Here is a 5,510-nt window from a genome sequence, read left to right on the forward strand (position 1 = left end):
TTCAGCAGGGTTCCGTCAGTGCCCACCGTGCCATATCCCGTCACTGCGCGTGCCCGGCGTTTGCGTACGAAAGCGATCTTTCCATACTTTTTCAATTCCAGTGCCAATGAGCCGTCTTCGCCACGGATGATATCCGTGCGGATACCCGTTTTCTGCGCCAGATCGGTACGATAAGCAAACACCAGTCCGCGCACGCTCAGTTCCGGACGCTTGAATGCTTGCAGCCACAGGTGCGTGTCACGGGCGAATTCATAGAATTTCAGTCCCAGCCATGAGTGCTCCTTGTCGGGGATGTAGCTCCACAGTGAGCTGACGGCCACGATACCGGGACGTTCGAGGGCTTCCACCATCGTTTCTACGTAGCGGGGCGGATACAGGGTATCCGAATCTATGTTGATGTGGTATTTTCCCCTTGCATGGTTCAACCCGCACAGGCGTGCGAAACCGCAGCTGTGCCGCGTTTCCGTGTAATAAGGCACTCCGGTGGCCCGGTATATCTCGGCCGTGCGGTCTTTCGATTCGTTGTCTACCCCGATGATTTCTACCGGATAGCGGCACTGCATCTCGCTCAGCGACCACAGGCAGGCCAGCAGATGCCGTTCTTCATTGTATCCGATCAGGGATACGGTGACCAGTGGCTGTTCGGACTGCAATCCGGCCAGTTTGCCGCGTACTTCTTCGACGACTGCTGCCGGTGCATAGGAGAAGGGTTTCCCGTAGACTTGCAGATATTTGCTGTACCATTTCTTCATATTCTGCTTTTTGAGGTTATCTTTTTAGAATCAGTTTCTCGATGCGCCGGATACAATTGTATCCGAATAGCTTTATAAAGAAGGTTCTCGTGCGGTAGTAAATGAACGCCTGGTGTGAGAACCAGGAATTCTGATAGTGATGGATGGCATAGGTGTTGCCGGTGACGATCACCTCTCTGGAGTCGAATATCTTCGGAGAGAAAAAATCGTTGGGCAGCACATATACGGCTTTTTCCATATCCAGACCCTTCAGTGCGTCGATGTTGCTATCCGTCAGATTGACCACCGGCTTGAAGCGCTGGATGGTTTCGTTCATGATTTCCGGCAGCATGCGGATATCCATCTGTCCGTTTTCCTGTATGAAATTTCTTCCTTTATAGTAGTCCAGACAGGCCTTTATCCAGTCGCATCCCTTTTCGGCCCCGATTATGGCGGCTTCGATCGTGCCTGCGTTTTCCGCACCGACGAAGTAGGGGAGATCCAGCAACGGATCGAAGCTCTTCAAGACTTCCACGTCCGAGTCCAGATAAATGCCGCCGTAGTTGTAGAGGGCGTACAGGCGGATGTAGTCTGCGGCAAAAGCATACTTCTTGACCCGAAAGGCCTGCTCTACCCAGGGCACTTGCGCGATGTCGAACCGTTTCAAGTCCCATAGCATGATTTCATAGTCCGGCAGATGGATTTTCCAACTGTCGATACATTTTTGTATCTTCTGAGGATAAGGGTCGCCGCTCAGCCAGCAGAGGTGTATTCGTTTGGGTATCATATTTTTCTGATGTTTTGAGGTGGAACAGGCAGTGCCGGCGTCTTCGTGCACGGCACTACTTCGCACAATACTTTCTGCATCTGGCACTTCCACGACAGATTTCCGATGCTGTCGCGTATCTCCCGGCCGGTCATCGGCAGCGACCGGCAGAAGGCCACTATGCCGTCGATGTCCACTGCTGTCTCGTCCGCCGGAATTTTCATCACGTATGCCTTGTCGTCAAAGTCCTCATCGGTTTCCGAATAGGCGAACGCAAGCCCGCGTGCGGCATATTCACGGTTTTTCAATGTTTTGATGTGGGTGATGCCGCTCCGGTGGCGGCCCAGGCTGCCTATCCCGAAATCGGCATGTTCGAAGAGCTCGTCCAATTCGAGGCCATGCCGGGCTCCGTGCAGAATGACGTAGGGTTCCAGCCCGTGTTCACGGATGAGGGGCAGTATTTCTTTCCGTTCGCGTTCGCCCGTCAGTTCGCCTACGATGTGGAAATACACTTTGTAGGATCGTCCGCGGTCGTAGTAGGCGGCCAGTCCGCGCACCAGGCGGTCGAATCCGTGCCAATAATGCACTTCGGCCACCCCTATCAGATGCAGTTCGTCCGAAGTGTCGTTCATGTGCTGCTTGAGTGGCACGGCATCGAAGTCGATGCCGTTGGAAATGCGTATGGCCGGAATGCCGAAAATGGTTTTTGCTGCTGAAAAGGTAACGATTGCGTCCAGTTGCTTCGCCAGTTTTTTGCGGAACAGGCGGTCGATGTAGAGTTTCAGCTTCATTCCGGTGCTGGCGTACTCCTGGTCATAAGGATACGTGGGAATTTCCATGACCACATGCCTCACTTGCCGTTTAAGTTCTTTTATCAGGTTGATTGTGAAAGGATTGGCGTTGTGAAAAGACCGGATGTATACCAGCTCGATGCCTTCGCGTTGCGCATACTCGCAGATGGGACGAAAGAAAAACCTTTTTTTGGCCTTTGCCATCTTTCCCGATCCGAGATCGGCTATCACTTCATCGTTTACCATCCAACGCCGGTTGCCGTCGTCTGTGATCTGGTAATAACACATCCGTACGTCCGCCCCGCATTCGCGCAGTGCTTTTGTCTGGTATCGGATTTTTTTGCTGATACCGTTTGCTTCGTCAAATCCGTGAAAGATAAGAAATAATAATTTCATTGTTTGCTTTAAGGATTTCTTTAGTTATTTTACTTTTTTCGTTTGTGCGCTATTTTTTGTATCTTTCCCATCAGGTCATACTCGCGCGTGATTTGTATATAAATCCCAAAGATAGTGAAACTTACGATACTTTTCAATATAAACGTGAGAAAAATATTCCCGTTGTTTGTCAAGTAATGTAGCGGGATGAGGGCGGCCGCTATGAGCATGCCTGCAATGATGGGCGATGTGAACTGGCGCAGCAGTGTCCACATGCTTCGCCGGAGCGTCACGCGGTACATCTGCCAGTAGCACTGGATGAAGTTGATGCAGAACGTGGTGACGATGCACCATGCCACGGCTTCCAGCGTGCCGAACCAGAAGATGCCGAGCAGCATCCCCGTCACATTGAGCACGGACGAGAATACCCCGCAGACGAACAGGCTGCGCGTGTCTCCGGCAGCCTGGAAGATGCTTCCGGAGGAGGAGAGGATGATCTGTACGCCGACCGAGAGCGTGAGTATGCGGAACACCGGCACGGACGGCAGCCATTGCTGACCGAAGATGATCAGCGTCACCTCTTCGGCCGTGAAGAACAGCAGCACGCTGAGCGGTATCCCGATGAAGGCGAGCAGGCGCAGGATGCGTTCGTAGGCCGAGGCAAGCCGGTTCAGGTCGTTCTGGTAATCGCTGAATATGGGGTGCATCACCGGGGTGACGACTTGGGTGATGTTCTGCAACGGCAGCATCATCAGGCGGTATGACTTCTCGTAATATCCCAATTCCGACATGCCCATGTACTTGCCTATCAGCAGCTTGTCGAGGTTGCGGCTGAAGTAGTTGATGACGTTGAAAAGGAACTGGTAGGCGGAGTAGGAGAATATCTTGCGGAGGGCGCCCCATCCGAGCGTCATCGCGGGGTGTTGCGGGTAGCGTTTCAGCGAGATGATGAAAAGGAGGATGCTGGAGAGGATCGGGCTGATGATCAGCGCATACAGTCCCGCGCCGTTCAAGGCGGCTATGACGGCGGCCGTGCCGCTGGCCACCTGCACGGCGAAGCTGCGGAGGGCGATGAACTTGAACTCCTTGTTCTTGAAAAACAGGGCGTTGGGCACGATGGTGGCCGAAGCGAAAAAGAGGTTCACGCAGAGCAGTTGGCACAGGGTGCGCAGGATGGGGCTCTCGTAATAGGCGGCAATGGGCCACGAGGCGGCGAAGAAAAGCACCGAAAGGCCGGCGCCCATCCAGAGGGTGAAGGAGAAGATGTCCGACAGGTCTTTCTCCGTCAATGCCTTGTTCTGCACGATGGCGGGCGAGATGCCCATGTCGGTGAAGATGCTGAAAAAGGCGATGATGACCGTGGCGATGGCTACGATGCCGAAGTCGTCGGGCGTGAGCAGGCGGGCCAGTACTCCGGCCACGACGAGGGAGATGACGATGCCGCTATACTTGGCGAGCGCGGTGTAGAAGACACCGGAAAAGAGCTGTTGCTTGAGATTACTTGCCATAAGCGTCGATATATGCGTTTGCCACCACCTCGAGATTCATATGCTGCCGGGCGTAGCGGTAATTCTCTTCTCCCTTGCCCTGTTCCGCCAGCCGTCCGGCCTGTTCCAGCGCACGTACGATGCCGGCGTTGTCGTCGGGAGAGAAGACCGGGTTTCCGGTCTCGCGCAGCAGTTCGCCCACATTCCCGTTGTCCGGGCCTGCCACCACTTTCCGGAACAGGAAAGCTAAAGGGACGTTGCCCGAGTTCAGTATCCGTTTCCTCTGCACGAATATCACGTCCGACGCGGCGATGTAGTAGGGGAGCTCGTCGTTGTCGATCAGTTCGCCGTTGGCGCCTGCCCGGATGTTTCTCAGGCGGAGCAGAGCCGGTACAAGGTAGTAGCCGGCCAGCGAAAGGAGCCTTTTCAGCGGATTGCGCTGCCCGGGATGTTTGGCAAACGGGAACATCCGGGGGGCCAGCAGGAACTTTCTTTTATTCCGCAAGGCGGAGAAGGCGTCCAGCACCATGCGGATCTCTTCGCGGTTGCGGAATTTTCCGAAGGCGGTGATGATCATTTTATCGGCCGGAAGTCCTAAGTGCCTGCGGGCTTCTTCGCGTGAGATGCTTTCGTTGTAGGTGTTTTCGTAGATATGGTGGGGGATGATGACATTCCGGCTGCCGGGATGCGCCTTTCCAAATTCCTCCTTGCTGTATCGCCCCATATGCACCACTACGTCGCTGCACGATTCGATGAGCCCGTATGCCTGCCGGATGACCGGATTGGCATTGTAGTGCGGACAGGCGTTGTGCCTTGTATAGACGATCTTGCTCCCGCCGTCTTTGAAGTGGCGTATGCGCTGCCGCAGACGGTCTATCACGGAGATGTCCGTACAGTTCCATCCCACCGCCTCTTCGGGCCATTGAAAATGGATGATGTCATAAGGTTCATCCTTTTCCCAGAAATCCCGGTCGGAACAATGCACGTCGATGCCCTGCTTGCGGATGGCTTCGCAGAGTACAGGGACGAAGAGATTGTCTGTGTCGTCTTCTCTGAATACAATTAACACTTTCATATAGATGGGTTTCTCTTGAAATTCGTTTTTAATGGAATAAAAAATCGGAGTTTGTCTTTTTTCTTAATCCATAACCTCCCTCATTCCGGAATTAAGAAGCAAAACAGCCTTTTATAATAAAGGCAAATTTAAGCATAATAATCGATAAATTCAAAGAAACCGGTACGGATTAGCGGATTATTGATAAATAATGGGGCCTCTCCCCAGAGGGCCTCTCCCCGGCCCTCTCCGTAGGAGAGGGAGTAGGGAGATACTCCTGTTTATTAATTAATCGGTCACTAATAT

Annotated in this window: 5 protein-coding genes; all 5 read right to left on the reverse strand. The window is 53.4% G+C overall.

The window, feature by feature from the left end; all coding sequences use genetic code 11:
- Window positions 1–752 (reverse strand): glycosyltransferase family 2 protein (locus tag QVP90_RS16770; RefSeq protein ID WP_288204890.1); only part of this gene is annotated, 752 nt, incomplete at its 3' end.
- 16 nt (window positions 753–768) lie between these two features.
- The gene (locus tag QVP90_RS16775; RefSeq protein ID WP_005932239.1) at window positions 769–1,518 is read right to left on the reverse strand and encodes a glycosyltransferase family 32 protein; all 750 of its coding nucleotides are present in this window, start codon (window positions 1,516–1,518) and stop codon (window positions 769–771) included.
- Window positions 1,515–2,684 carry a glycosyltransferase gene (locus QVP90_RS16780; RefSeq protein ID WP_005932237.1) on the reverse strand — a complete coding sequence of 390 codons (1,170 nt, stop codon included), beginning with the start codon at window positions 2,682–2,684 and terminating at the stop codon, window positions 1,515–1,517. The genes QVP90_RS16775 and QVP90_RS16780 overlap by 4 nt, the downstream gene beginning before the upstream one ends.
- Before the next feature lie 29 nt (window positions 2,685–2,713).
- Window positions 2,714–4,171, reverse strand: a complete 1,458-nt coding sequence (locus QVP90_RS16785; protein ID WP_007480809.1) for a lipopolysaccharide biosynthesis protein — start codon at window positions 4,169–4,171, stop codon at window positions 2,714–2,716.
- A complete protein-coding gene (locus tag QVP90_RS16790; RefSeq protein WP_021937058.1) occupies window positions 4,161–5,225 on the reverse strand; it encodes a hypothetical protein in 1,065 nt (354 codons plus the stop codon). Before QVP90_RS16790 ends, QVP90_RS16785 begins: the two co-directional genes overlap by 11 nt.
- Between the last annotated feature and the right edge of the window lie 285 nt (window positions 5,226–5,510).

The sequence above is a fragment of the Bacteroides sp. CAG:189 genome (genome assembly GCF_000432295.1).
GTDB lineage: Bacteria > Bacteroidota > Bacteroidia > Bacteroidales > Bacteroidaceae > Bacteroides > Bacteroides salyersiae.